Source organism: Fodinibius sp. AD559 (genome assembly GCF_052712805.1).
This window is the reverse complement of sequence record NZ_JBQPVW010000005.1, coordinates 144,404-167,497: the sequence shown is the minus strand read 5'-3', so window position 1 is coordinate 167,497 and position 23,094 is coordinate 144,404. Positions and strand designations below refer to the sequence as shown.

The following is a 23,094-nucleotide window of genomic DNA, read 5'->3' as shown; positions in this document are numbered from 1 at the left end:
ACTTAACTCTTATGATATGAGAATTTCAGGCGGTACTATTCATTTTTAAGTCTATTAAGAACTTCTTCGGCTTTTGATTTCTTCTCATAAGAACCTAAAGAAAAGCGGCCATTGGAAATTCCGGTTTGGATCGTCGGGAACGAAGAAGAAATGATTTCACCATTGTATACTACTGCCAAGAAGTTGCCGATATTGTCAGTTGTTTTCTGAGCATAATCCGAGTGATGTTCTTCTTTAAGCTGAACGATAACCCGATATTGATTGCCATTTTGATTAACTTCGTGGATTCGTGCCTGATCAATCATTTCAGGGGTAATTTCATAAAAAAGAGTATCGCGATCTGCTTTTGAGACCTCTTGGCCTTCTCTCTTTTGGATACTTTTAATCTGAGTCCGATACCGCTTCCATTTTTCTCCTTTGAACTCTTGGTTATCTAAAAAAGACAGTCTCTCCTCTATCGAATTAATAAGACGATTCACCCTCTCCTGCTCACCTCTTGTAGCATAATGCTCGGCCAAAACCATTTGAGCAGTAATTCCCACCTCATTCTCATATTTTTCAGACACCTTAGTAAGATAGTCCACTGTTTCCTGCACCTTTTGAGAATTCAGGGAGTCCATTCGTATCATATTATACATTTTCTCCACTTGGCGACTGGCAAACCAGTTTTTGTACAGGCCATATCCTATATTTTGATATTCCTCAATTAGTTTTTTCAAGAGTGACATGGCCTCTTCATTTTTACCTTTTAGCGAATATACCGCGAGTTGACCGGTATAAGCATCAACAAGATCTGCTTTATACTCTGGCTGATCTTTGAACAAGGAAATAGCCATATCAACATGTTTCTCAGTCTGACTCAAATGTTCATCTTCTCCTGTTTTTTGATAAAGTCGCAGATAGGAATTGTTAAGTATAGTATGTACAAAGAATTCTAACTCCTCGTCATTGCGAACACGATCAGTGCTAAACAAGATCTTCAATTCCGCAACACTTTCTTCAATGTCTTCTGCCGTTGCATTCGGATTGGTGATCTCCTGAAACGATAACTTTTCTTCATTCAGCATTGCAGTCACTTTATCCCGATCTATCTGGGCACCGGGTGCCTGCATGACAGGCACACCCTGTATCTCATCCATATTAGTTGTATCTATAATAGCACCTTGTCCAATATTATTAATTGACTGCTGACGTTCACTATCAGAATCCGATGATTTTGTTTCACAGGAAATGGCGAAAAATCCTATAAACAAACTAATCCCTAATAGTATTTCCTCAATACGCATAGTAACTCTCCTTTCAGATTGATGAATGTTATAAAAACTTGGTATGACCTTATAAACTGTTTAAACAATAAATACCTCACCTCTACAGGTTATGTCGAGTAACAAAGCTCAATTAAAGTCTAAAGGAAAACTAACTTAGCCGCAAATACAGTAGAGAGAAGCGAACGAATGGATCAGAAAATCAGGATAAAGCCGAAGAAATATCCAGATCCATACACTCCTCAAACATAGCATCAAATTCATCAATACGCTGTGACCAATCAAGGTGCTCGTTGATATTTTGGAGGGATGTTTTGGGCAGCGGTTTTGATTCTTCTGTCAACAGATCTTTGAGGTAGTGAAAAAGATCGTCTTCGGTGTCATATAAAACGGGAGCATGAAGCAGGGGTTTATGCAGGCTTTCGGGGATTAACTCCGGGTAGTGAAGTCGATTGGGCACTAACGGGTGACATCCACAATAAATGGCCTCCATAATCGCTACACAGAAAAATTCATACGTTGCTGTAGAAACCACAATATCACCGCTGTGAAGCAATCGGCTGTAGTTTTCACGATCTTCAACATATCCAAAATGGGTAATATGTCGGCCGTATCGCTCCCAGGCTTTTTCGAACTCTTCCGGTTTCTCATGCTGCGTATCACCCGCAAGAATAAGATCAAAAGTAAGATCAATGTCGTTTAAACGATTGAGCACACGAAAAAACATGGCAGGATTCCGATCGAACTGCCAGCGCTGATTCCAGACAATAACCGGATTCTTATTTTCTTTGCGTTGATCGGGCTGGGCATCAAAACGTTTTAAATCAAGTCCGGGATATAATACAATACTTTTTTTCGCAATTTTATCAACCGGATAGTAGTATTTGTCATCGGGATAGCCTTCCAAAAATTCCGGCAGTGCCTTCAAAAAGTCATCCCGGTGAAATTCAGATGAAAAAATAAGTCGATCCGCCGAAAGCATGCTTAAATAATTGAGGTAGCAGTAGGTTTGGTCCCGCTCCTCTCCCTCCGGCATCGGCTGCGTAAACTGATTTTCATGCATATACATCACTTTCGGCACCTCCGAAAAACGGGGGTTAGTCAGTGACAAAAATGCCGGCAGATTCGTCATACTGCTGACCAATAGCAGATCGATCTCTTCTTCAACCTCCTGAGCCATTCCTGCCAGCACCACCGAATTGCCATGCATACGCCATTTCCGTCCCTTGTAACTAAGGTTAATCGGGATAATATTATGCCGGGAGTACTGTTCTAATCCCTTTAAAAATGCTTTGTGGGAACCGCTAAAAAACGGTTCAACAGCCAGAATGTTCATAATTTGAATTCATTCAAGTTTAATACACTTCAAAGTGTACTAAACTTTTTTATTTAAAAAAGTTAGCGAAAGCGCGACTCGATATCTTCGAGGGGAATATACTCCAACGTCGGTTTATTCAGCGGATCTTTATACGGCTCATCGCAGGCAAACAGCTGATCGAGCAGGTTCTCCATCTCCATATCCGTTAGTTTTTTTCCTTTGGGGATGGCCGTCTTTGATGCAAAGGCAATAGCCAATTTTCGGCGCTCATCAAACTCAAATTTCCCGTCCAGCTCCCGGTACTGCTGCAGCATCGACTTCAAGACCGATTGCTCATCTCCCACATCGATATCGGCGGGTACCCCGCTGATCATAGCTGTATTGCCGCTCATCAACTGAATATTAAAACCCATGCGCTGAATGATGGGATGTAATTCCTCAAGGAGTGAAAATTCCGAAGCTGAGAAATCCATTGTCTGAGCAAAAAGCAACTGCTGGGTGCTTGGAATAGCAGCTTCCGTAGCACTCAATGCCTTTTCAAATATAATGCGCTTATGGGCTGCATGCTGATCAATCATACACAGCCCGGAACGCGTCTGTGTTAAAATATATCGGTCGTGCAGCTGCCAAAAACCACGATCACGCATTCGCTGTGGACGCTTATCCTGCTTAGATTCATCTTGCTCTTTTTTCTCATCCTGTTCAAAATCATACAACTGCTTCGAAAAGTTATTTTGATCGCCCCGCTGTGATTTCGGTCGATCAAAGTTAATGCGCGATGGGAATTTTACCGGCTTCTTCTCCCCTCTGTTTTGTTGCTTATTTTTTGCCCCACCAAAATTGAAATCAGAAGAAAATCCTTTTGAAGAAGAAAAATTACTTTCATCACCCCTATCAGGTACATCCGGAACCATAAATTCTTCGTGCAGTGCTTTCTTTACAACTGATTTCGTCAGCTTAATCACGCTACGCTCATCTTCGAACTTAACCTCTTCTTTTGCAGGATGAACATTCACATCCACCTGTTTCGGATCAATCTCTAAAAATATTGCGTAAAACGGGTAATCCTTTTCACCGGTCCAAGCATCATAAATATTGAGAATGACATGGGTGAGATATCGATGCTGAATCGGGCGTCCGTTAACAAAAATAAACTGTTCCCCGCGACTTCGCTTCGTAAGCTTGGGATCAGCCAGCACACCATGTACTGTCAGATAACTCGTCTCTTCCCGGAAGTGTATTAAACTGGCTTTATAGCTCTTACCGAACATATCTGTGATTCGGTTCTTGATATTTTGCTCTTTCGGGAGATCATAAATAGTATCAGTATCGGCAATCATCTCAAACCCCAAATCAGGGTTGGCAAGGGCTGCCTGCTGAACCGTCTTCAGGATATGCCGAAATTCAGTAGCATCCGTTTTCAAAAACTGTCGCCTTGCCCGAACATTATAAAAGAGATTTCGAACGGCCACTGAGGTACCACTCTCTACAGCAGCAGGTTCAAATGACTTTTCCTCACCACCCCAGATTTCGTATTTCCACCCCATCTCATCACCGGGTCGTTTGGTCTTCAGTGTCACCTGTGATACAGAAGCAATAGAAGCCATAGCCTCTCCCCGAAAACCCAGCGTTCGAACTTTAAACAGGTCATCAACATCCTGTATTTTGGAAGTGGCGTGTTGCTCAAAACAAAGCCGGATATCCTCCTTTCCCATTCCGCTACCGTTATCAATCACTTGGATGAGCGTACGTCCGGCATTTTGAATGACAATCTTCAGGTGATCGGCACCGGCATCAATAGCATTATCCAGTAGTTCCTTAACCACCGAGCTGGGTCGTTGGATAACCTCACCAGCGGCGATTTTATTGGAAATTTCGGGAGGAAGTTCTCGTATTATGGATTGTTCGGATTCCGTTTCCTGACTCAAATGTCTGTATTTCTTTTATTGTTTTTGGGATTGGCGGGATGATACAAAATTCTGACTCTGGATGTAAGGAATTTAACGAACCTGATACCAGGTTACAGTAAATACATAATGTAAATTACCAGTACTAAACCTAATGCATACAACATAACTGACCGCCCCTGATGATATTTCTTGTGGGTCCGACGTATTTTAATCCGTTCCCGACGACTCATCTCCTTATCAGGATCGTAATACCGGTACTCGTATTTAAACTTCTTGTTTTTAGGCCGGTAACTAAACATGCCTCTTATCATAACAGTCTCCGTTACTTTACTGACTTTGCATTCTTATAACTCAATATAATGAGAATTTCATTCAATTTTTATCCCTTCCAGAGATGACGGGTAGCATGCAGATGGCGTTTTTTTTTGCTATACTTCGATCCCAAATATAATTCAAAAAATTATTCCAAAACTCATGAGTTACGAGAAGATTACACCTCCCGAATCTGGTACCAAAGTTGAAGTAAAAGCTGATGGCTCACTCATTGTCCCTGATAATCCAGTTATCCCTTTTATACAGGGTGACGGCATTGGTATTGATATTACCCCAACAATGCGCAACGTGTTGGACAGTGCCGTTGAAAAGGCCTATAACGGAGAAAAGAAAATTGAGTGGTTCGAAATTTATGCCGGAGAAAAAGCCGTTGACTTTTACGGTGATGATGAATGGCTTCCGGAGGATACCCTACAAGCAATTGAAGATTATAAAGTTGCCATCAAAGGACCATTAACAACTCCTGTTGGCGGTGGAATTCGCTCGTTGAATGTAGCCATTCGTCAGCAAAAGGATCTTTTTGCCTGTGTGCGCCCGGTAAAGTATTACAAAGGAACGCCAAGTCCGGTTAAGCATCCCGAAAAAACGGATATGGTCATTTTCCGCGAAAACACCGAGGATATCTATGCCGGCATTGAATATCAGACGGGAACGCCTGAAAATGAAAAACTGAAAGACTTTTTGATAAATGAAATGGGCGTCGATCAGATTCGTTTCCCCGATACCACGTCATTAGGCATTAAGCCCATCTCTGAGGAAGGTACCAAACGACTGGTCCGTTCTGCTATAGATTACGCCATTTCTGAGGGACGTGACAACGTTACGTTGGTCCACAAAGGAAACATCATGAAATTTACAGAAGGTAGCTTCAAGGATTGGGGATATGAAGTTGCACGCGAAGAATACGATGCAGAAGTTATTGGCGAAGGTCCCTGGTGCAAGCTACCCAACGGTATTGTTATTAAGGATGTAATTGCGGATGCCTTCTTGCAACAAATTCTTACCCGTCCCGACGAATACGATGTTATTGCTACCATGAATCTGAACGGTGATTATGTATCTGATGCATTGGCTGCATGTGTAGGCGGCATTGGTATTGCTCCCGGTGCTAACATCAATTATAACACCGGATTGGCTGTATTTGAAGCAACACACGGTACGGCACCTAAATATACCGGACAGGATAAAGTAAATCCCGGTTCGCTAATTCTCTCAGGAGTTATCATGCTTCGATATATGGGATGGAGCGAAGCGGCCGATCTTATTGAGAAAGGCATTGAAGGCTCGATCATGAAAAAACGAGTCACCTACGACTTTGAACGCCTTATGGATGATGCTACGCTCCTGAAGTGTTCAGAATTCGGAGAAGAAATCATCTCAAATATGTAACTGATTCCCTTCTGAAAAAAGCTAAAGCCCGCAAGGTTTATTAACTTTGCGGGCTTTCTTATTTATATGAATTCCAAAAGTCTTCTTAAAAGTTATTGAATGCTTTTGACTCCTTCATTGCATTCCAGGCTTTTTCGTGTCCTCCCAGACGTTTTCCAACACGTTCAATAAGTTTAGCTTTGGGAACGCTAACCTCCGCAAAACCACGGACACTTTCATATCCTTCAACACTTTTCGTCTCCGTATTACCCATTTTAACAAGAGGTTCTACCGCATTTTTTGCCTTCCGAAGGGCCATCAGAAATTTGACTTCATCCAATCCTGATCCGCTACCATATTCTCTCACCGCCTCAGAGCGTATTTCTTCAAGCTTATCAGATACCGAGGATTTTAGTTCTTCAATTGCCCACGATTTTGCTTTCTCAATAGAAGCTGTTGAGTCACTGTCAATAGCCGTAGCATAAGCTGAAAGGCTACTTTCATTAGAAATAAATTCCTGCTGGGGATACCAAGATGGATAATTTGATACTTCTTTCTGAGACTTATTTTCTTGTTGGGTCACTTCCGCCGGACCAGAACAGGAAATGAATAATCCCACTACGCCTAAAATCGCTAATGAATAAATAATACGTTGCATTAAATTAATATCTAATCTATTTAGATTGAATGGTTTTTATGTTTCCGTTCTGCGCCTGAATTTCAAAAGAAAAACCTTCTGTGGGCCCAGAATTTTGCGCTATAAAATGCTTCAAAGATTGCAGACCTTCAACTTTATGGCCGTTAACTTTCAAAATTCTATCTCCTTCTTCTAATCCCATGTTATCGGCATCTGATCCGTTTACCACATCTATGACCATCAATCTATCTTGTTCATGATCGGAATTGGGAATGGTCATAACCCGGAAACCTAAATCAAAAACGGCAAACTCAACTTCTTGAGTCCCCTCTTCTTCGTTGTTCGTTCCTTCATCACTTTGTTGTGGCTCTATTGATTCTCTGCGATCCTGTTGACGCTCAGCAAGTTCTTCCTGTTCGCGTTCCAACATTCCCAGCACTACTTGCTTTGAGATCTCTTTACCCTCTCGGTAGATTTTGAGCTCTACGATATCTCCGGGATTCAACACCGCTATCTTCTGCTGAAGCTGATTGGATTCATTAACCTTTTCTCCATTCACGCTTAAAATGACATCATCGGCACGGAGGCCGTGTTTTTCTGCCGCACTTCCCGGCGATATCCCTGATATATACACTCCGCGAATGCTATCCATATTTAACTGCTCGGCCATGTTAGCATTAACACTGACGATCGTTACGCCAAGCAGTGCTCGTCGTACATGTCCGTGCTCAATGATATCTTCGGCAACTTTTGATGCCAGGTTAGAAGGCACTGCAAATCCATATCCCTGATAGCTCCCGCTTTGGGATGCTATAGCCGTATTTACGCCAATAAGCTCACCGCTTGTATTAACCAATGCCCCGCCACTGTTACCTTTGTTTATGGCGGCATCAGTTTGGATAAAACTCTCCACTCGCATCTGATCATCTATAATCTGTACATCACGACTTAGGGCACTTACAATTCCTGCTGTTACCGTTGATCGAAGACGAAAGGGATTCCCGATGGCAAGGACCCACTCTCCAACACCCACTTTATCCGAATTACCAAAAGTAATAGCCGGAAGTCCCCGGGCATTAATTTTCAGGACGGCCAAGTCGGTAGTGGGATCTTGCCCAACTATACGCCCTTTAAATGTTCGCTTGTCATTAAGAACAACTTCTATTTCATCATCTACAGCTCCATCAATGACATGATTATTCGTAAGAATATATCCATCACTGCTTATCAGGATTCCCGAACCAACGGTTCGAGCTCGTTTGGGTAGCATATCTCCCCAAAAACTGTCTTCATCATGGAGTTCATCATCCGGCATATCGCTCCTCGAAAACGGAATCGTGGTTTCAATATAAACTACCATCGGTGTTACCCGTTCAGCAACACGTTCAAAGAGAAAGCGGGCATCGAGTTTCTCGAGCTGTTCACTGCTAAATAAGGGTTCTGAGCTGTGTTTGACTTCCGTAACGGCAACATCGGCCCGGTCATCAACTGGACTGTAAAAACTATAAAAAGCGAACAGGGTACCTGCGATAATACCAATAAGGATGAGAAGAATGCCGCTTAAATATCGGTTATTAAATTTCATGATTACCCCTGCAATATTTGTTCAAAGATGGCATCCGACTTTCGGGCTTTAAGTCCTTCTACGTGATATTTTAAATAGCGATCCAAATGCTCTATCAGCTGTCGCAATTCACCGGTCCCAAAATTTATTTCAAATAATGTAGAACTCTTTGCCAGCAGTGCTATCCGGATATAGGTAAATTGGTTTGGAGTTAATTTATATGAATGCGACGAAACCTGTTCGTTAGTAACTAAACCAGATTCGAGGTTCAAATAGTTCGTTTTATCATCACCGTTATTCACATCCAATTGAAGCCCGATGCCTGTTAATTCGGCCAATCGAATTTGAATATACGGAAAAAGCTTCGGGGGATGAACTTCAGCAGAATTCAGCCAGCTGAGCATGTTTTTTGTAAAAGTGAAGAGCGGTTCGTTGATCTCGTCATCGTGCAGCAGCTGACTAATAAGCTCGATAGCCGACGTCATGGTGGCCATCTTCTCAAAATCGGACCGCAGATTTTTATTTTTTAAAGAATAGCTGGCCTCTGATAAAATCTGTACCGATCGGGAAGGTTTGTAGTAATAAACGACATCCAGGATATTACCAATTTCTATCAGCCCGGAAAACTTACTCTTAGGCTTTTTAACGCCTCGAACCATCAGCGCAATTTTGCCGTGTTCAAGGGTAAAAGCCGTAACAATCTTACTGGATTCCTGATAATCAACAGATTTGAAAACTATTGCTTCGCTATGGGTAATCATCCTCTATCTATTTAATCATAATGCATCAGATAGAGAAGTATAGAAGCTTTAAAACTAAAAAACAGTATTTAATTTCCCGACCCTGTCAGTTGAATAGAATTAACTCTGTTGTTTTGAATATTGGGTTCTTGAATGAGTTGTAGTCTTTCAGTAGAACTTTGTAAAATAGTCTGGAACTGCTCTTGTTGATTTGAAAACTGATCTTCAAAACGAAGGACATCATCACGGTCAACCCAGGGATCAATATTACTGGTTTCAGCAGTGGTAGCTGTCGGCTGCTTTTGAAGATTGCTGCCGGCAAATTGTGTGGAATTTGCCCCCGAATTACCGGTACCCACCTGATTAATATCCTGTACCTGCGTAGCAGCAGGTGATGAAACCGAAGCTGTGGCTGCCTGCTGCTGGGTCGAGTTTGCCTCTCCATCACCAATAAAGAGCCATGCACCACCGGCCGAAATAGTAAGTGCCAATGTTGCAGCTACTGCATACTTGAAAGCCGGCTTAATAGTTTGATTCTGTTTTCGGTTTTTCTCGGCTTGTTCAGCGGCTTTTTCCTTAATGGATTCGGTAACATGTGATGGAGGCTCAACCTCCGGCAACTGATCGAGCTTTTTGAGGGTCTGCCGCATGCTTTCCACTTCAATTAGCAGATCCTCATCTTCCATCATTGCTCGTTCCATCAGCAGTTCCTCAGAAGGATCCATCTCCTTCATCAGATACCGAATACAATCATTATTATCCTTGTTCCGCATAGCTGTTTTCTTCTTGTTCTTTTTCTTTATCAAAAAGTTTACGAAGATTTATAAGCGCATACCGCATACGTCCCAGTGCGGTGTTAATCGAAACATCTGTAAGTTCTGCAATTTCTTTAAACGGCATTTCATAATAATGTCTTAGCATTACTACTTGACGTTGTTCCTTAGAAAGCTCGTCAATATGACGCATTAAACTACTTTTTGCCTCATCTTTTTCGAGCTGTTCCTGTGCGCTGACAAGATCTTCATCAGGTAACCGATCATAAAAATCAGTGTTTGATTCCTTGTCATAGTTAGAACTAACGTCCACAAACCGTTTTTGTTTTCTTAAATAATCGATTGTTGCATTATGGGCAATACGCATGACCCAGGCGATCCATTTCCCCTGTTCATTGTACGTATCATCCATTTTAGTAATAACTTTTGTAAATGTCTCCTGAAAAATATCATCTGCCTTTCCGCCATCTTTTACCATACTGTAGATATAGGAATATATCTTCGTCTGATGACGATTCATTAATTCACTGAATGCCTGCTCGTCACCGTTTTGACGGTAAAAACGAACCAAATCCTTATCATCCAGCTGCTGATACTTTTTACTTATGTGGTTTGACTGCTCGAGTTTCATAATAACCTCACGTCTGATTTCAGTAAATGTAGTCATCACTGTAAGCAAGTAACTAACTACTGCTTACATTTTGACCTTAACTTATCATCAGAACAAAATTTTATTTGTAAAGAGTTCATTTTTATCGTGTTATGTACTTACGAACATTACAAAGATATTGTTCCAAATCGGTTAAGATCATTTCTCAACGTCGCTTGCTAATAAGTATAAATGATGATCAACCGACTATCCATCACATGTTAATGTTACAATAGTATGTGTTGCAATATTTATGCCGAAACCTTTATTACTGACAGAACGCATTAGCAAAAGAAAAAAATCTATCATTCACAAAATATTTTAATGTTAAAATACGACTACAACAGTTTTCTGCCTTTTTTACACCTTAAATCAATTTCAATATTATTAGAACGAGATGAAATCTTTATAACTTACTCCTCCTCCGCAGATGAATTATGAAAGTATTGATACACCTTTTGACCCGTTTTTTCTCCTATTTCGGCCTGTAAATCTTTAAGTGCAGCTTTCTGCACTGATTTTACCGATCCAAATTCTTTAAGTAGCTGTTGGGCCGTCTTTTTGCCAATCCCACCAATCTGTGTGAGCTCTGTCTTAATCGTCCGTTTTGAACGCTTGTTACGATGAAAAGATACCGCAAAGCGATGGGCCTCATCCCTCACTTTCTGCAATAGTTTAAGTGCCGATGACTTTTTGGGAATCATAATGGGGTTAGACTTTCCGGGCACAAACACTTCTTCTAACCGCTTAGCCAATCCAATAATCTCGCACTCTCCATAAAAGCCAATCTCTTTCAGGGCCTGAACAGCACTGCTAAGTTGTCCCTTCCCTCCATCTACTACTATCAGATCAGGGATTTGCTGCTTTTCATCCATTACGCGTTTGTATCGCCGGCTTAACACCTCTTTCATCGAAGCAAAATCATCGGGTCCCTCTACCGTTTTAATATTAAATCGCTTGTATTCACTCTTTTTGGGACGGGCATCTACAAAACAAACCATCGAGGCTACCGGGTCGCTGCCCTGCAAATTGGAGTTATCAAAACATTCAATGCGCCGCGGCAATCGCTGCAGATTTAATTGCTCTTTCAATTCTTTCACGGAATGAGGAATACGTTTTTTAGCCGCTTTTTCTTTCTCAAGCTTGCGTTCCCCAAGCAGATATTTAGCATTTGAAAGTGCCATGCGGATCATCTTGGCCTTTTCTCCGCGTTGTGGTCGATGTATTCGCACTTTTTTACCCCGTTCCTCCCAAAGATACTGGGCTAATGGTTCCTCATTTATTAACTCATCACTAACATATACTTCATCGGGAATGCCACCGGCATGCTGACCGGTATAGTAATCCTCAACAAATGATTGCAGCATCTCCCCTTTTTCGAGGTGCTTGATTTTTTTCAAAAACCTATGAAATTTGCTGATTAGCTTCCCTTCACGAACTTTGAACAGGACGCCACAAGCTTCGTTAATCTCCTCATCCACTTTAACAGCAAAAAGATCACGGTCTACCTTTTTATTGGCCACCATCTTCATCTTCTTACTATATTTTTTTACGGCTTCGAGGCTGTCACGAATTTGAGCAGCTTGCTCAAACTCTAATGCATCTGAGGCAATTGACATCTCCTCTTTAAGATCTCGAATCAGGGCATTTGTTCGTCCATTGAGCATCCGCTCTACCTTATCAATAGTCGCCTGATATTTTTCCAAATCCCAGTCCCCGGAACAGCTTTCCAGATAATCATCAAAACAGGAATGCCACTTGGGCGGCCCCTTAGTACGATCAATATTTTTTCGGGATACGGCACAGGTACACAGATCAAACGCCTTTCGGATGGTTTCGAGCATCCGCTTCATATGAGTTACGCTGTCGTACGGGCCATAATATTTACTACCGTCATTAATTACCGTGCGGGTGGGATAAACGCGCGGACGCTTATCGTTCGTCACACATATATAGGGATACGACTTATCATCCCTGTATAAAATATTGTACCGTGGCTGATGTTTTTTGATAAGATTGTTTTCAAGAATAAGCGCTTCGGCCTCAGAATCGGTAACAATTACTTCCAGATCGTCAATCTTACGAATCATCACACGAATACGTCCGTCATGATCACTGGAATTTTGAAAATAGGAACGCACTCGATTACGGAGCCGTTTGGCTTTGCCTACGTAGAGTAGACGATCCTTTTTATCTTTAAACATATATACACCGGGCGAAAGCGGCAGATTGTCAACCTTCTCCTGAACATCTACCTCGGCACTGTCATTTTCACTCATTCTCTAAAAAGAAACCTTGAAATTAACTGATCAAAAAACACCTGTAAACTTACTGATACTGATGCTCGATTGGAAACTGTTACTACTTATTTCAAGAATTTTTATCATTGTACTCCAACTTCGATGCTGTATATAAAATTATTAGTTTTGTACAGCCATAAATAGCTTGTAGGCAGATATAATTCACCATCATGAAACAGACCCAAACCGATCCCAATATTTCAATCATTTATGAAGATGATCACCTGCTTCTCATCGAAAAACCGGCTGATCTACTCTCACAGGAAGATCATACTGGTGATGCCGATGTACTGACACTCTGCAAGCGATATCTTAGCAGATCACAAAATAACAATCCCTATCTCGGACTCATTCATCGCCTCGATCGTCCGGTAAGCGGACTCATGCTTCTGGCCAAAAATCGAAACGCCGCAGATAACCTGTCAAAACAAATTCGCGACCGCACTGTGCAAAAAACCTATTGGGCGGTAACGACAGGTGCTCCCCCTCGAAATGGAGTACTAACACACCACCTCCATAAAGACCGAGATAATAATATTGTTGAAGTTGTAACCGGCAACCAACAAAAGGGAAAGCGAGCTGAACTTTCTTTTGCAAAATTGGAAGAATCAGATGATCTGCATCTGCTTTCTGTACATTTGCAAACCGGTCGTCCCCACCAAATTCGCGTGCAATTGGCACATGAGGGGTATCCCATTTGGGGCGATTACAAATACGGACAGAACCAGCCCGACGGTCGTACCATGGCTTTGCGTGCTATAGAGCTTGTTTTCAAGCACCCGCAAACAAATCAACACATACAGTTTGAACTTGCTCCGCCAAACGAACATCCATGGTCACAATTTTCCATCGCTCATCAATAGCTTATGAAACCCGACCAGCTAAGTAAGACGGCCGCTTTTATTGCCATTAAATTTTATGGATTAACCCGCCTGCCGACATTCCGGTCTCTTTTTAATGATCCAGTAATCAATTTTTATAACCGCACCGTCCGGAGCTTGCCATTTCCACTGAATTATTACCATTACTGGCTCAAATTTGACTGGGTCCGACAGTTATATATTTGGTCCGAAGAACTACTTTTACCGGGAGACCTGCTCCATATCATCGCCCGCAAATACTACATTCGACAACTTGTGAATGAGTTAATTGATGATGGCTACGAGCAAATTGTTGTCCTCGGAGCGGGATTTGATGATTTGGCATTTGCCTACTCACAAAAAGGATTATCTTGCTTTGAGCTTGAGGTTCCCCATATGGCCAAATATAAAAAACAGTTTTTAAATCAATACTATCCGGAAAGAAGCCATCCTGATATCATTAGTACCCACCTGACTGATAATAAGCAGAAATTGCCACTAAACTCTCGTTTTAACATCAATTCGGACCTAAAAACCATTATTGTTGCCGAAGGTTTCTTCGACTATTTGCAAGCAGACCTTGTTGAAAATATCCTAACACAAATTCAGGACTATTTTTCTGGAACTCCCGCACTTATCTGCACCCATTTTGCCCTTGATGAGCTTCCCACACTCCAAAAGTTATCATTTAAGACCGGGGTTAAAACGGTAGGAGAAGAGCTTAAGCTTCACCATAACATCAAGGAATTTCGTACCCTGCTCACAAGAAATGGCTTTTCTATAAATAGACATTATGATCATACTTCTATGGCTAATGAGCTCCAGAAATTGACCGGCACAGAACTGTCTGTACTTAAGGGGTTCTATCTATTGATGAGTAAATAGAATCCCTTTTCCAATTTTTTACTACAAAAACTGAATCAGAATTGGAACACAATATTTGGCGACTGTGTTGATATGGTAGGCTATCAGCAAATCTATTAGATATCTGTCAGATGAGCTCAAAATTATGAATCGTAAATTAACAAAATCGGAAGCCCGGGAGCTTTTAGCACCAGTAGTTGACAATGAAGTTAGTGCTGAGGAGCGCGATGCATTTCTGGCATATATCGCTCATGACAAAGAGCTTAAGCAAGAATATGAGTCGATGAAGCGGATCAAAGCTCTTATGGGTAATCGATGTCCGTGTGCAAAAGCTCCGGACTCATTAAAACATTTCTTATCAACTTACTGCTCCTCTGATACTTCTGCTTCCAACACGCCTCCCATCTATGATATCCCAAGCAAAAAATCTGTAAGCCAGCAAGACCAACTTAACACTTCTACTCAGCATTCAAAATGGTGGTATTATGCCGCTGCCGCTATCGTTGTGTTTACAGTTTCTGTATGGGGCTTTTTAAATTACCAAAGCTCGATGGTTGAAAACTCTACCTATAATATCGAGAAATATGCATACCAACATTTTATGAAACATGATGGCAAGCTGGTCCCCCCTACCATCTCCACAGCCAGCCTGGGAATAGCTGAAATTGAACTGGCGCAACATTATGATATGTCAATGACGATCCCGGAATTGGATAATGCTGATTTTAAAGGCGTGGTTTACGAGGAGTTTGTCCCTAATTTTAAAACACCAATGCTGGAATATCACCTCTCAGGCGAAGACCAGTACATTTATATTTTTACCTTCAATATTGATAAGATGGAACAATTTGGTCAGCTGGTACGCGACCAAGATGCTGTAAAGGCATGCACAAAATCAGGAGACTTTCATATTCGTGATGTAAATGGAAAGCATGTTGTATCCTGGAAATGGAATAATATTTGGTATGCCGCAATATCTAATCACGACGGCAATACCCTTGCTTCTCTTGTAAAGCCACTGGAGTACGAACCTTCTGAGGACTAAGTTCTGCTAAAAGCGAAGACTTGCGGTAAGCACCGGAGCAACTTTATCATCAACCACTGCCGGAGTTACATTAATTGAAAAGTTTCTGCCACCGGAATTATACTCCTTAACCGAAGCATTTAAACTTACAATGTTATAAATAAATCCAGCCAAAATAAGTCCTTCCCCAATCAACATTTTGGTATCGGTAAGTGATACTTCCTCATTATCTATATTTAAAGAATTGGCAAAACGATGACCAAAGACTTCGCGTGTTGCATCTATCATTAGAAGAGTTCCTACCGTCCGCGCTCCCATTCCAATAACACCGCGTGGATAATCTTCGGCATAAAAGTTTCCGGTTGATGCCCCAGCCACAATTCCATACAGAGTAAGATAAGCCCCCGCTTTTTGGATAGTATTATTATCAAAAAGTGCAACAGCTGTTACTCCCGTTCCAATAGAAAGCACCGTATTCGTTAAGGCGATACTACGGGCCTTTGAAACCGTTTTTTGCTGGTCGCTGGCATACGGACGATTAATACTCACCTCACTTTGCGCATCTGCTGAAAATGAGATCCCAAACAGTAAACAGAAAAAAAGAATTAATTTTTGCATAAGGCGGAATATGAAAAGCTTTACGTAAAAAGAAAATTATTGATCGGTTTCTTTCTCCGATTCTTCATCCTCGATACCATCAGGAGCTTTTTTCTGATCAAGAAGATCGCTGGACAACTTTTTGCTGTTGTCAGCTCCCAGTTCTCGTATCATCTCAACCTGACGAATTAAGTTTCCCCGACCTGTTGATAATTGTCCCATAGCACTATCATACTCCTCCTGTGTTTGTCGGATACGTTTACCGATGCCCTTCAAACTTTCAGCGAAATTAACAAATTTGTCATAAAGCTGTCCCCCTCGATACGCAATCTCTTGAGCATTTTTATTTTGATATTCCTGCTTCCACACACTGTCAATGGTCGCCAGCGTAGCCAGAAGCGTAGAGGGACTTACAATTACAATATTTTTATCAAAAGCATCATAATAGAGACTGGAATCGTGCTGAAGCGCTACCCCAAAGGCCGACTCGATGGGAACAAACATCAGCACAAAATCGGGACTGTTCCCGCCATACAGCTGTTCGTAATTTTTGCTGCTGAGTCCCTTTACATGACTACGAAGCGAATTCACGTGCTGCTTTAACGCCTGTTGCCGTTCATCCTCATCTTCGGCAGAGCTGAATTTTTCGTATGCCTTCAGTGATACCTTTGAATCGATCACCAGCCGTTTTTCATCCGGCAAATATACCACCACATCGGGATACAAGTTACGACCATCCTCACTGCGATGATTTTCCTGAATTTCATACTCTCGCCCTTTTGTCAATCCCGATTTTTCGAGGATACGCTGCAAAATTACTTCGCCCCAGCTTCCCTGCGTCTTCGAATCTCCTTTTAATGCGCGAGTCAAATCTTTGGCCTCCTCTGCCATCTGTTGATTCATCTCCTTCAAGTGTTCGAGATGCTGCTTCAGCGAACTGCGTCCCTCAATATCCTCTTTGTGGGTCTCCTCCACTTTCTTTTTGAACTCCTCCATCTTTTCACCAAGGGGCTTTAGCAGTTGATCCAGCTTCTCTTTGTTCTGCTCGGTAAACTTTTTCGATTTTTCTTCCAGAATTTTATTCGCCAGATTTTCAAACTCATCCTTGAAGCGCTCCTGCAGATTTTCCATCTCCTCTTTCTGCTCATCCAGTTTTTCTCGGAGATTTTCATTTATGGATTGTAGTCTCACATTTTTTTTCTCAGCTTCGTTAGCCCGCTGTTCAACCTGTTTTTCTTCCTGCTCAGTTTCGTCGAGCTGCGTCGACAAGTTTTCATTACGCTCCTCAAGCCGGGAGATGGTCTGCAGCGCCTGTTCACGCTCCTGCTCCAAGGCTTCGGCTTCTTCCTGGCTCAAAGCCTGACTGCTTTTGTACTTGAAATGAGCGATAGCGTAGCCGAGGATAAGGCCGACGAGGATAAATAAGATTGAGATCAGTTCCATCTGAGTGTTGGTGGTTTGAAGTTGAAGTTGGAGGTTAGAAACTATCTATTTGAATCCGTGGAGCCAATCCTCCGAAGCTTTAGCGCAGGAGGGAATATCATAGTTCTGTTATCCAGTTTCCAGTGTGGTGATAAGATAACAAAGTAATGTGACAACGTGATGGCAGATAATTAACAGTTGTCTTGCTTTAAGCAGGCACCAATATTATTATTAACTAATATTATAACAGAAATCACCACTAAATATTTATGGGTAAACATATTGCCACGGTAAGCTGGTCGCGGGATGGTCAACCCTTCACTGACAATCAATATAAGCGGGTCCACCAATGGGAATTTAATAACGGACAAACTATTCGGGCATCTGCTTCTCCCGATATTGTACCTGCCCCCTTATCTGATCCCTCGGCCGTTGATCCCGAAGAAGCTTTTGTGGCGGCACTTTCAAGCTGCCATATGCTCTGGTTTTTATCTATCGCTGCCAAAGCCGGCTTTGTTGTTGAACAGTACGTAGACAAAGCCACGGGTATACTTTCTGAAGATGAGCATGACAAAAAAGCTATCACTCAAGTTACCCTATACCCTCACGTAACCTACAAAAATGGTACTGCTCCGAGTATTGAAGAAGATCAAAACATTCATGAGCTCGCAGACGAAAAGTGTTTTATTTCCAACTCCATAAAAACCAATGTGGAGATAAAATCATCAATGAGTAAAAAATCTGTGTGATAACTCCTGGTACTTTGATCCGTAATATCTCATTTTAAGTCCGACTATATTCACGTTTTCATTCTAAAAAAGAAGAAATATGCAACATCAACACTGGCAATGCCCGAAATGTAAAAACAGAGAATTTGAAACCGGCCAAGTATCCGGAACCGGTGGATTTTTCTCGAAATTCTTCAATGTACAAAACCAAAAGTTTACCACCGTTAGCTGTTCAAAATGTCAGTACACCGAACTATATAAAACAGATACTAGTACCTTGCATAACGTACTGGATTTCTTTGGGAATTAATGCATAAGCATACTAATCTATAATTCGTATTTTTCCAGTTAAATTTATGGCAAGGGTGCTATTTCCCACTTCGTTAGAAGCTAAATAATCCCATTCATCAACAAATTCAGCAGTTGAATGAGTTTACTATCTATATCCTCTCTCCTAAATCACTACAGTAATTTCATTATGAATGGTTTTAGCAGCATTTTGTTTATTTTAATGTGAAAGTAATTTTAATAGTAAGAAATCGTCTTTATGGAAGTCGAAATTTGGTCCGATGTCATGTGTCCCTTTTGCTATATCGGCAAGCGGCGCTTCGAAAATGCTCTGGAAAACTTTGAATATGAGGATGAAGTTGAAATAACATGGCGTAGCTTTCAGCTCAATCCCGATATGCAAACCGATCCTAATGCCAATATAAATGACTACCTGGCTGAGGCCAAGGGCTGGTCGCTCGATCAAGCACAGCAGATGAATCAAAGGGTAACCAGCATGGCAGCTGATGAGGGACTGGAATACAACATGGAACAGGCTGTAGTGGCTAATTCGTACGACGCACACCGGCTGGTACAATTTTCCAAAGACCGGGGCAAAGCCAATGAAATGGAAGAAGCACTTTTTAAAGCCTATTTCACTGACGGAAAAAATATTGCAGATCATCAAACACTTATTGGGTTAGCCAAAGATGTTGGAATTGATCCCACAGAGGCCAAAAGTATATTAGAGAGCGAGAAATATGCTAATGCTGTTAATCACGATATTCAGCTGGCCCAAAACATCAATATTACAGGAGTTCCCTTTTTCCTTTTTGATCGAAAGTTTGCCGTATCCGGAGCCCGCGAAACAGAAGTATTTTTAAAAGCGCTGAAACAATCCTGGAATGCGAAGCTTGAAGATCAGCAAAAGGCCCAATAACTAAATTTTACAGCTTTTAATTTTCTGTAAAAAAGACTTCAATTTGAATTCAGAATTCTTATAATTGTAAATAGATACGGCTATAAAAATAAAAAGGCAATATTATGATCTTCAGACGACTCAAGGCCTCGTTGATTTATCCCCTGCTCCTATTATTCACCATACCAGCTATGGCGAATGAGAATCCCGATAATAAAAATCTTTCTTCCCTTATATCGTATCTCGAAGAGAAAGGATTTGAAATTCAATCCCTGCTGGATGATCCCCGTTTTGAGATTTATGAAGATATCGTCGATCGATTTACTAAATCAGCAGAGCGAAAATCACACAGCATTCAGTCGTATAAAAGAGTACTCAACTTTGAGGATAAAGCCCGTAAAATTGATACTTTCATGGACAACTATTCCGCTCAACTTAAACAAGCGGAACAAAAATACGGCATCCCTTCGTCGGTTATTGCCGCTATTATTGGAATAGAATCTGATTACGGTAAAAATGTGGGATCACATAATCCCTTTAATGCGTACGCGTCGATGTATGCCAATGGGTATCGCCAGGATTTTGCCAAGGCTCAAATTTTAGAGCTTCTTGAATTTGCGAAACGTAAAGGTATCGATGTTTTTGATCTAAAATCGAGCTATGCCGGTGCCATGGCATTTGCTCAATTTATCCCCTATTCGCTTAACAAATGGTTTGTAGGAGACGATATTTTTGATATGAAGAATAATATCATGTCGGTTGGCAATTACCTGGCTTATTTTAAGGAACGAACCGGAAAAATTGAGACGGCCGTCCTACGATATAATCCCAGTAGCTTATATACACAGGCGGTTATGGACCTTGCCAAGCAGGCCAGACTATAATCATATAAGAGAGCTATTTTTGTGGTAGGGTGATCTATTTTCTTTGCTTTTTCGTTTCTGTCCCATAGATTTATTTTAAAATCCTGATCAATATTTATACGCAGTGAACTCCAAAATTTATTCAGCTCTATTTATTCTTATCCTTTTCGGGGGATGGTTGATATTTGGGGATGGATTTGGGATTGAACGTACTGATCAAAAAGCTATTTCTCCTTGCCAGGAACCGCTCACCTACCAACTGGCAGATATCGATTCCCGCTTTGATATCACGCAAAAACAGCTGGCTAAAATTATGGATGAGGTTGAACAATTGTGGGAATCAGCAATTAACAAAGATCTGATCAATTTATCCCCAGATGGAGAGGTAGCTTTAAACTTGGTCTACAGTGAGGAACAAAAACAAACAGATGCGGAGCGACAGTTTTCCGATCGTATTACAGCAAAAGAACAGCAGGTCTCAACTGTAGAACGGGAATACAAGCGGCTTTCTAAGCGATATGAAGAGTCAGAAGAAGACGTCCGCCAAACACTGGATAAATACAACAGTAAGATTTCGGCGTATAATCAGTTAGCCAAAGAGTGGGACGGAAGAGAAGCAACATCAAAAGTTATTGCCAAGTTTAAAACACTGGAACAAGAAATAAGCGCCCTCGAAGTTTCATTAAAACAAAAAAAGCAAAAACTGTCTTCGCTTAGAGAACAAACCAATGCTAAAACAGAACGACTTAATAATCTTATTAAGGAGCACAACAGCCTGATAGCAGAGTATAACAGCCGTTTTAGTAAGCCCAGAAAATTTGATCAGGGGCGGTTTGTAAAGCATGGAGATAATCAAGCTATTAATATTTATCAGTTTGGCAATCGTGCTCAGCTCAAAACAGTGCTGGCTCACGAAGTGGGACATGCACTGGGATTAGATCACGTCGATAACCCAAAATCCATTATGCACAACATGATGGCTGAACAAAATATGGCCAACCTTCAACTTACAAACGAAGATATTTCGGCCCTTAAAAAGCAGTGTGATATGTGAGTCACAATGTACATTGTTCTAAAAATAAACACTTAATACTTTGACAACTTACAGCAGTCCACGCGTCATTTATTTTGGGTTTGTTAAACGAGCCGGCATTCCATCATTTGGTAATTAAAATAAACTCTTTGAAATCAATCTTAATTAGCCTCTTCCCTTTGCAGTTGTCTCACTGCATGTTACATTACTTGGGTTAACAGAACGTTAAAAAATTTATCACCTATGGCTCAACGAAAAATAAATCCCGCTGAAGTTGTAAATCTTTATACGCCACCCAGCGATTTACCCGAAGACGCTACCCTTGCGCTGATGAAAACGAAAGATATGGAAGCCATAAGAATGGTACTTCCCAAAGAAAAAGATATAACAGAACATAGCGTTGATGGACAAATTTCTGTGCAATGTTTAGAAGGGAAAACCGAATTTAGCGTTGAGGGCGAAAAGCATGTGCTTACCAGTGGAGATTGGCTGTACTTGAAAAGAAATCAGCCACATTCTCTCCGTGCCATTCGGGATTCCATTCTGTTGGTCACCATTCTATTTCTCAATGAAAGTGCAGAAGAAGAGTAAGAAATTATCCTTCATCTGCAACCTGTAATTTGGTATCTTAGGCGTCATAAATTTAACCATAGATCGTAAGAATGGATCCCGTTACACACGGACTTATTGGCGCCTCCGCATCTCAATCCGTTGTATCAAAAAAACAGTTACGTCCCGCAGCTATCATAGGTATGGTATCGGCCATGCTTGCCGATTTAGATGTATTTATCACTGATCCAGCTGATCCCCTGCTTAATATTGAGCTTCATCGCCAATTTTCCCATTCTTTTGTGTTTGTTCCCGTGGGCGCCCTTATTGCAGCCGGATTTCTTTGGTATTTTTTTCGCAATAAAATGTCATTCAAAAAGATCTATGCCCTCAGCTTTTTGGGATATGCTACTGCAGGTATTACGGATACATTTACAAGCTATGGAACAAAACTACTCTGGCCTTTCTTAGATACTCGTTATTCTTGGGATCTTATTTCTGTTTTTGATCCGCTATTTTCAGCCATTATTCTCGGACTCGTTATTTTCATCCTTTACAAAAAGAAGCCCCAAATAAGCTGGTTTGTCTGGGGATGGATTATCCTGTACTTATCTATTGCCGTGATACAACAGCAACGTGGAAAATCCGTGGCAAAAGTCATCGCCCAGCAGCAAAATCATCGAATAGAACGACTGGTGGTAAAACCGACACTTGGCAATCAATTGCTGTGGAGCATCCGTTACGAAGCGCAAGACTCTCTTTTTGCCCATGGGATCCGTCTCGGCCTGCATTCCAAAGTGTATCGGGGCGAAGCAGCGCTCTTGATCAACTGGCAACAACAGTACAACCAATTTAAAGGCACCGCTCTTTATAGCGATCTTAAACGATTTGATAATCTTTCTGAAGGTTATTTGATACGACATCCCGATAAGAAAAATATTATCGGCGATGGACGTTATGCCATGCTCCCTACGGAGATGAGTCCGCTGTGGGGTGTTAAAGTGGATACTACGCAGCCCGACAAACATCTTCCTTTTAAAACATTCCGGGAAGCAACACCCGCTGTCAAAGATGCTTATCTTGATATGCTGTTGGGTAAGTAATCAGCATA

The 23,094-nt window shown here is 41.4% G+C and carries 23 protein-coding genes; 11 read left to right on the top strand and 12 right to left on the bottom strand.

The window, feature by feature from the left end; genetic code table 11:
• Nucleotides 1–35: 35 nt before the first annotated feature.
• The 4 genes from ACQ4LT_RS10905 to ACQ4LT_RS10890 all read right to left on the bottom strand — a co-directional run bounded on the left by ACQ4LT_RS10905 (nucleotide 36) and on the right by ACQ4LT_RS10890 (nucleotide 4,804).
• Complete coding sequence (locus ACQ4LT_RS10905; RefSeq protein ID WP_445666078.1) at nucleotides 36–1,286, bottom strand: SecDF P1 head subdomain-containing protein; 1,251 nt, start codon at nucleotides 1,284–1,286, stop codon at nucleotides 36–38.
• A 181-nt stretch (nucleotides 1,287–1,467) separates the two neighbouring features.
• Nucleotides 1,468–2,601, bottom strand: coding sequence for a tRNA-queuosine alpha-mannosyltransferase domain-containing protein (locus ACQ4LT_RS10900; protein WP_445666077.1), 1,134 nt, complete (start codon nucleotides 2,599–2,601; stop codon nucleotides 1,468–1,470).
• A 62-nt stretch (nucleotides 2,602–2,663) separates the two neighbouring features.
• Entirely contained in the window at nucleotides 2,664–4,511 is a 1,848-nt protein-coding gene (gene mutL / locus ACQ4LT_RS10895; protein WP_445666076.1) for a DNA mismatch repair endonuclease MutL, read from the bottom strand.
• Between the two features lie 92 nt (nucleotides 4,512–4,603).
• A complete protein-coding gene (locus ACQ4LT_RS10890) occupies nucleotides 4,604–4,804 on the bottom strand; it encodes a hypothetical protein (RefSeq protein ID WP_445666075.1) in 201 nt (66 codons plus the stop codon).
• Nucleotides 4,805–4,967: 163 nt separating this feature from the next.
• Here ACQ4LT_RS10890 and icd point away from each other — a divergent pair, with 163 nt between their 5' ends.
• Complete coding sequence (gene icd / locus ACQ4LT_RS10885) at nucleotides 4,968–6,215, top strand: NADP-dependent isocitrate dehydrogenase (RefSeq protein WP_445666074.1); 1,248 nt, start codon at nucleotides 4,968–4,970, stop codon at nucleotides 6,213–6,215.
• Nucleotides 6,216–6,300: 85 nt separating this feature from the next.
• On the opposite strand, the gene ACQ4LT_RS10880 is transcribed toward icd, so the two are convergent.
• The 6 genes from ACQ4LT_RS10880 to uvrC all read right to left on the bottom strand — a co-directional run bounded on the left by ACQ4LT_RS10880 (nucleotide 6,301) and on the right by uvrC (nucleotide 12,836).
• Nucleotides 6,301–6,852 (bottom strand): hypothetical protein, encoded by a 552-nt coding sequence (locus ACQ4LT_RS10880; RefSeq protein ID WP_445666073.1) that lies wholly within the window; start codon nucleotides 6,850–6,852, stop codon nucleotides 6,301–6,303.
• 16 nt (nucleotides 6,853–6,868) lie between these two features.
• Nucleotides 6,869–8,416 carry a trypsin-like peptidase domain-containing protein gene (locus ACQ4LT_RS10875; protein WP_445666072.1) on the bottom strand — a complete coding sequence of 516 codons (1,548 nt, stop codon included), beginning with the start codon at nucleotides 8,414–8,416 and terminating at the stop codon, nucleotides 6,869–6,871.
• Between the two features lie 2 nt (nucleotides 8,417–8,418).
• Nucleotides 8,419–9,156: a DNA repair protein RecO gene (gene recO / locus ACQ4LT_RS10870; protein WP_445666071.1), complete on the bottom strand. Its 738-nt coding sequence runs from the start codon at nucleotides 9,154–9,156 to the stop codon at nucleotides 8,419–8,421.
• 68 nt (nucleotides 9,157–9,224) lie between these two features.
• The gene (locus ACQ4LT_RS10865; protein ID WP_445666070.1) at nucleotides 9,225–9,908 is read right to left on the bottom strand and encodes a hypothetical protein; all 684 of its coding nucleotides are present in this window, start codon (nucleotides 9,906–9,908) and stop codon (nucleotides 9,225–9,227) included.
• On the bottom strand, nucleotides 9,892–10,539 hold the full coding sequence (locus ACQ4LT_RS10860; protein ID WP_445666069.1) for an RNA polymerase sigma factor: 648 nt from the start codon (nucleotides 10,537–10,539) through the stop codon (nucleotides 9,892–9,894). The genes ACQ4LT_RS10865 and ACQ4LT_RS10860 overlap by 17 nt, the downstream gene beginning before the upstream one ends.
• Nucleotides 10,540–10,970: 431 nt before the next feature.
• A complete protein-coding gene (gene uvrC, locus ACQ4LT_RS10855; protein WP_445666068.1) occupies nucleotides 10,971–12,836 on the bottom strand; it encodes an excinuclease ABC subunit UvrC in 1,866 nt (621 codons plus the stop codon).
• A gap of 191 nt (nucleotides 12,837–13,027) precedes the next feature.
• Between uvrC and ACQ4LT_RS10850 the strand changes: the two genes are divergently transcribed.
• The 3 genes from ACQ4LT_RS10850 to ACQ4LT_RS10840 all read left to right on the top strand — a co-directional run bounded on the left by ACQ4LT_RS10850 (nucleotide 13,028) and on the right by ACQ4LT_RS10840 (nucleotide 15,626).
• Nucleotides 13,028–13,720: an RluA family pseudouridine synthase gene (locus tag ACQ4LT_RS10850; RefSeq protein ID WP_445666067.1), complete on the top strand. Its 693-nt coding sequence runs from the start codon at nucleotides 13,028–13,030 to the stop codon at nucleotides 13,718–13,720.
• Between the two features lie 3 nt (nucleotides 13,721–13,723).
• Nucleotides 13,724–14,602, top strand: coding sequence for a class I SAM-dependent methyltransferase (locus tag ACQ4LT_RS10845; RefSeq protein ID WP_445666066.1), 879 nt, complete (start codon nucleotides 13,724–13,726; stop codon nucleotides 14,600–14,602).
• 124 nt (nucleotides 14,603–14,726) lie between these two features.
• Nucleotides 14,727–15,626 (top strand): anti-sigma factor family protein, encoded by a 900-nt coding sequence (locus ACQ4LT_RS10840; protein WP_445666065.1) that lies wholly within the window; start codon nucleotides 14,727–14,729, stop codon nucleotides 15,624–15,626.
• Nucleotides 15,627–15,632: 6 nt separating this feature from the next.
• Here the strand turns inward: ACQ4LT_RS10840 and ACQ4LT_RS10835 are convergent, their stop codons facing one another.
• Together ACQ4LT_RS10835 and rmuC are read right to left on the bottom strand one after the other, a co-directional pair.
• A complete protein-coding gene (locus ACQ4LT_RS10835; protein ID WP_445666064.1) occupies nucleotides 15,633–16,223 on the bottom strand; it encodes a hypothetical protein in 591 nt (196 codons plus the stop codon).
• 36 nt (nucleotides 16,224–16,259) lie between these two features.
• The gene (rmuC, locus tag ACQ4LT_RS10830; RefSeq protein WP_445666063.1) at nucleotides 16,260–17,645 is read right to left on the bottom strand and encodes a DNA recombination protein RmuC; all 1,386 of its coding nucleotides are present in this window, start codon (nucleotides 17,643–17,645) and stop codon (nucleotides 16,260–16,262) included.
• 248 nt (nucleotides 17,646–17,893) lie between these two features.
• Between rmuC and ACQ4LT_RS10825 the strand changes: the two genes are divergently transcribed.
• The 7 genes from ACQ4LT_RS10825 to ACQ4LT_RS10795 all read left to right on the top strand — a co-directional run bounded on the left by ACQ4LT_RS10825 (nucleotide 17,894) and on the right by ACQ4LT_RS10795 (nucleotide 23,086).
• Nucleotides 17,894–18,373, top strand: a complete 480-nt coding sequence (locus tag ACQ4LT_RS10825; RefSeq protein ID WP_445666062.1) for an OsmC family protein — start codon at nucleotides 17,894–17,896, stop codon at nucleotides 18,371–18,373.
• Nucleotides 18,374–18,452: 79 nt separating this feature from the next.
• On the top strand, nucleotides 18,453–18,662 hold the full coding sequence (locus tag ACQ4LT_RS10820) for a zinc ribbon domain-containing protein (RefSeq protein WP_445666061.1): 210 nt from the start codon (nucleotides 18,453–18,455) through the stop codon (nucleotides 18,660–18,662).
• Nucleotides 18,663–18,899: 237 nt separating this feature from the next.
• Nucleotides 18,900–19,559 (top strand): DsbA family oxidoreductase, encoded by a 660-nt coding sequence (locus ACQ4LT_RS10815; RefSeq protein ID WP_445666060.1) that lies wholly within the window; start codon nucleotides 18,900–18,902, stop codon nucleotides 19,557–19,559.
• A 104-nt stretch (nucleotides 19,560–19,663) separates the two neighbouring features.
• Nucleotides 19,664–20,422, top strand: a complete 759-nt coding sequence (locus ACQ4LT_RS10810; RefSeq protein WP_445666059.1) for a lytic murein transglycosylase — start codon at nucleotides 19,664–19,666, stop codon at nucleotides 20,420–20,422.
• Nucleotides 20,423–20,525: 103 nt separating this feature from the next.
• A complete protein-coding gene (locus tag ACQ4LT_RS10805; RefSeq protein ID WP_445666058.1) occupies nucleotides 20,526–21,455 on the top strand; it encodes a matrixin family metalloprotease in 930 nt (309 codons plus the stop codon).
• A gap of 222 nt (nucleotides 21,456–21,677) precedes the next feature.
• Nucleotides 21,678–22,025 (top strand): cupin domain-containing protein, encoded by a 348-nt coding sequence (locus ACQ4LT_RS10800; RefSeq protein ID WP_445666057.1) that lies wholly within the window; start codon nucleotides 21,678–21,680, stop codon nucleotides 22,023–22,025.
• Nucleotides 22,026–22,096: 71 nt separating this feature from the next.
• On the top strand, nucleotides 22,097–23,086 hold the full coding sequence (locus ACQ4LT_RS10795; protein WP_445666056.1) for a metal-dependent hydrolase: 990 nt from the start codon (nucleotides 22,097–22,099) through the stop codon (nucleotides 23,084–23,086).
• Nucleotides 23,087–23,094 lie beyond the last annotated feature (8 nt).

What these genes read in the sequence shown, in the direction of transcription:
- ACQ4LT_RS10905 (WP_445666078.1), bottom strand. Translation starts at nt 1,286, where the DNA reads ATGCGTATTGAGGAAATACTATTAGGGATTAGTTTGTTTATAGGATTT.
- ACQ4LT_RS10900 (WP_445666077.1), bottom strand. Translation starts at nt 2,601, where the DNA reads ATGAACATTCTGGCTGTTGAACCGTTTTTTAGCGGTTCCCACAAAGCA.
- ACQ4LT_RS10890 (WP_445666075.1), bottom strand. Translation starts at nt 4,804, where the DNA reads ATGATAAGAGGCATGTTTAGTTACCGGCCTAAAAACAAGAAGTTTAAA.
- icd (WP_445666074.1), top strand. Translation starts at nt 4,968, where the DNA reads ATGAGTTACGAGAAGATTACACCTCCCGAATCTGGTACCAAAGTTGAA.
- ACQ4LT_RS10880 (WP_445666073.1), bottom strand. Translation starts at nt 6,852, where the DNA reads ATGCAACGTATTATTTATTCATTAGCGATTTTAGGCGTAGTGGGATTA.
- ACQ4LT_RS10875 (WP_445666072.1), bottom strand. Translation starts at nt 8,416, where the DNA reads ATGAAATTTAATAACCGATATTTAAGCGGCATTCTTCTCATCCTTATT.
- recO (WP_445666071.1), bottom strand. Translation starts at nt 9,156, where the DNA reads ATGATTACCCATAGCGAAGCAATAGTTTTCAAATCTGTTGATTATCAG.
- ACQ4LT_RS10865 (WP_445666070.1), bottom strand. Translation starts at nt 9,908, where the DNA reads ATGCGGAACAAGGATAATAATGATTGTATTCGGTATCTGATGAAGGAG.
- ACQ4LT_RS10860 (WP_445666069.1), bottom strand. Translation starts at nt 10,539, where the DNA reads ATGAAACTCGAGCAGTCAAACCACATAAGTAAAAAGTATCAGCAGCTG.
- uvrC (WP_445666068.1), bottom strand. Translation starts at nt 12,836, where the DNA reads ATGAGTGAAAATGACAGTGCCGAGGTAGATGTTCAGGAGAAGGTTGAC.
- ACQ4LT_RS10850 (WP_445666067.1), top strand. Translation starts at nt 13,028, where the DNA reads ATGAAACAGACCCAAACCGATCCCAATATTTCAATCATTTATGAAGAT.
- ACQ4LT_RS10845 (WP_445666066.1), top strand. Translation starts at nt 13,724, where the DNA reads ATGAAACCCGACCAGCTAAGTAAGACGGCCGCTTTTATTGCCATTAAA.
- ACQ4LT_RS10840 (WP_445666065.1), top strand. Translation starts at nt 14,727, where the DNA reads ATGAATCGTAAATTAACAAAATCGGAAGCCCGGGAGCTTTTAGCACCA.
- ACQ4LT_RS10835 (WP_445666064.1), bottom strand. Translation starts at nt 16,223, where the DNA reads ATGCAAAAATTAATTCTTTTTTTCTGTTTACTGTTTGGGATCTCATTT.
- rmuC (WP_445666063.1), bottom strand. Translation starts at nt 17,645, where the DNA reads ATGGAACTGATCTCAATCTTATTTATCCTCGTCGGCCTTATCCTCGGC.
- ACQ4LT_RS10825 (WP_445666062.1), top strand. Translation starts at nt 17,894, where the DNA reads ATGGGTAAACATATTGCCACGGTAAGCTGGTCGCGGGATGGTCAACCC.
- ACQ4LT_RS10820 (WP_445666061.1), top strand. Translation starts at nt 18,453, where the DNA reads ATGCAACATCAACACTGGCAATGCCCGAAATGTAAAAACAGAGAATTT.
- ACQ4LT_RS10815 (WP_445666060.1), top strand. Translation starts at nt 18,900, where the DNA reads ATGGAAGTCGAAATTTGGTCCGATGTCATGTGTCCCTTTTGCTATATC.
- ACQ4LT_RS10810 (WP_445666059.1), top strand. Translation starts at nt 19,664, where the DNA reads ATGATCTTCAGACGACTCAAGGCCTCGTTGATTTATCCCCTGCTCCTA.
- ACQ4LT_RS10800 (WP_445666057.1), top strand. Translation starts at nt 21,678, where the DNA reads ATGGCTCAACGAAAAATAAATCCCGCTGAAGTTGTAAATCTTTATACG.
- ACQ4LT_RS10795 (WP_445666056.1), top strand. Translation starts at nt 22,097, where the DNA reads ATGGATCCCGTTACACACGGACTTATTGGCGCCTCCGCATCTCAATCC.